The organism is Aliterella sp. E5.1, from assembly GCF_057473825.1.
The window spans coordinates 1-1860 of the sequence record NZ_JBYCCV010000307.1; the positions used below are offsets into that span (position 1 = coordinate 1).

The 1860-nt window shown below is 36.0% G+C and carries 2 protein-coding genes and 2 pseudogenes; all 4 read left to right on the plus strand.

Annotated elements, in window-relative coordinates; genetic code table 11:
* Positions 1 to 223: pseudogene (locus AC2VE5_RS26600) on the plus strand (Uma2 family endonuclease); the annotation flags it as partial.
* A 14-nt stretch (positions 224 to 237) separates the two neighbouring features.
* A complete protein-coding gene (locus tag AC2VE5_RS26605) occupies positions 238 to 498 on the plus strand; it encodes a hypothetical protein (protein ID WP_106367183.1) in 261 nt (86 codons plus the stop codon).
* Between the two features lie 928 nt (positions 499 to 1426).
* Entirely contained in the window at positions 1427 to 1624 is a 198-nt protein-coding gene (locus AC2VE5_RS26610; protein WP_486890547.1) for a peptidoglycan-binding domain-containing protein, read from the plus strand.
* Positions 1625 to 1750: 126 nt separating this feature from the next.
* Positions 1751 to 1860, plus strand: a pseudogene (locus AC2VE5_RS26615) (biotin--[acetyl-CoA-carboxylase] ligase); the annotation flags it as partial.

Below are 1860 nucleotides of genomic sequence, written 5' to 3' on the forward strand. Positions count from 1 at the left end.
TTCAGATCTTAATATGTTGGGTACAGAATTACAACTATACAGACCCGATGGCGAAAAATTTGCAACTTATGTAGAACTAGCAACTTCAAGAGAGCAAGAAAAACTTGCCAAAGAACAAGCCCAGCAGGAGTTAGAACAGTCGCAGCAGCAGTTAGAACAAGAAAAAGTGCGATCGCAGCAATTAGCAGCTAAACTCCGAGAATTAGGCATCGATCCCAATTAACTTTAGAGGAAATTATGGGTAGATTAAATCCTTACACGCTTCAAATGCAGATTACCCGAATGTTTGAACAAGGGCAATCATTATTTGCCACTACAAAGGTACAAGATTGGCTCAAGGAGCGCAATCATAATCCGGCGGATTACAATGTTAAATTTCTGCAAAAACCCGCGCCTCCAGGCTCGAAAGAGGTGATGGTAGTAGAAGTCCAATTGAGTCGCCGCGATGGAGAACCTGTAGATCCTTGGTTGCAAGAACAAGCAAATCTTCATGCTTGATATTAAACAAAATTGCTCTTTACTAGCAATCTTGGCAAGCTAAATTACTTATTTTGGTAGTCTTAAAAATGCCAGAATAGAGTAGAGACCTTGCTAATTTTCACTATATCAGAAACACCCCTAACTTATTCTCGTTGTAACTCTAGTTGAATTATCAAGAACGGATTCATCCATAATAGTAATCAAAACTTCAAGTGTCAAAGATTGCTCTAGGCAGTTTATCCAAAATCCGAGTAAAAAAGTGATTGGGCAGGAAACTAGAGATTTGAATAAAACTGGTTGAATGAATTAGCAATACCACTATCACAAAATTTACGCACTAATAAACTTAATACTGTAACTACTCTGTAAACAATACACATTTATTTACACTATTTTCATGAAAAACATTGTAATGTATTTCTCAGAGTAAATTCTTCTGCATAAGCAATAACAGATTCTAAATAATGGGTTGCAAGGAACTTTATGCAACTTGTAAATTATTTTTACATTCAGCTTTATCAGCTTTAGATTAACGTACAAATCTTAGTTCAAGAAAGTATTTTACTAATTATAAAGTTTTCCGGAATGGCAGATTGCAAATTGGTATAAGTACGTAAGATTCAAGCAATTATCTGTGAGTTGCAAGTATCAAATTGGCTCTCTACATTTACAGCCTTTATCCAACTGGCAAGGTTAGTATCTCATTCCTGTACTTGGAATAGCTTTGTTATCTATCCCCTACTTTTTTGCGACTAAGCCCAAGTAAGCTTAAAAGCTTACTATTTCTAAATATTCACAAAGCTTAAAGAGGAAAAACGGAATGTTAAAAGTTAATAAACAAGGCTTTATTTGAGTGTTGTGTATAAAGAGTAAAACCTTAAAGTTTATGAAAAGGTTTGAGCTTTTTAGAATTGCGGCAAAATTTTTCCATTAAAATTGAAAAATTATGAGACTCCAAAATATCTACACTAGCGGGAAAACACTACCTTTAACCGAGGCAGCTAAAGATATTGAACTGATGCGGCAGATTCAGATCCGGCTTCGTGACCTGGGAATGCCTATTGGTAAACCCGATGGACTGTATGGTTCTGTGACAGCAAGCGCGATCGCTCGATTCTGTAAAGCCTTCTTAGATCTTTGCTAAAGCAAAGAGTTTTAGGATATCCTTTCTTCGTATCGATATCATAGGGAAAAGGCAAATTTGTAGGTAGTTTATTTTGCTTCAAGCCTGAATCTTCTTCTCCATAAATTTCTCCAAAAAATATTTGGAAAGGTTAAGCAAGGAATTATTACCCAAGCGATTGTCGGTGTAGGCATCAATTGGACTAACCCCGTACCAGAAACAGGCATCAATTTAGAAGCATTTTTAGCAACAATTAC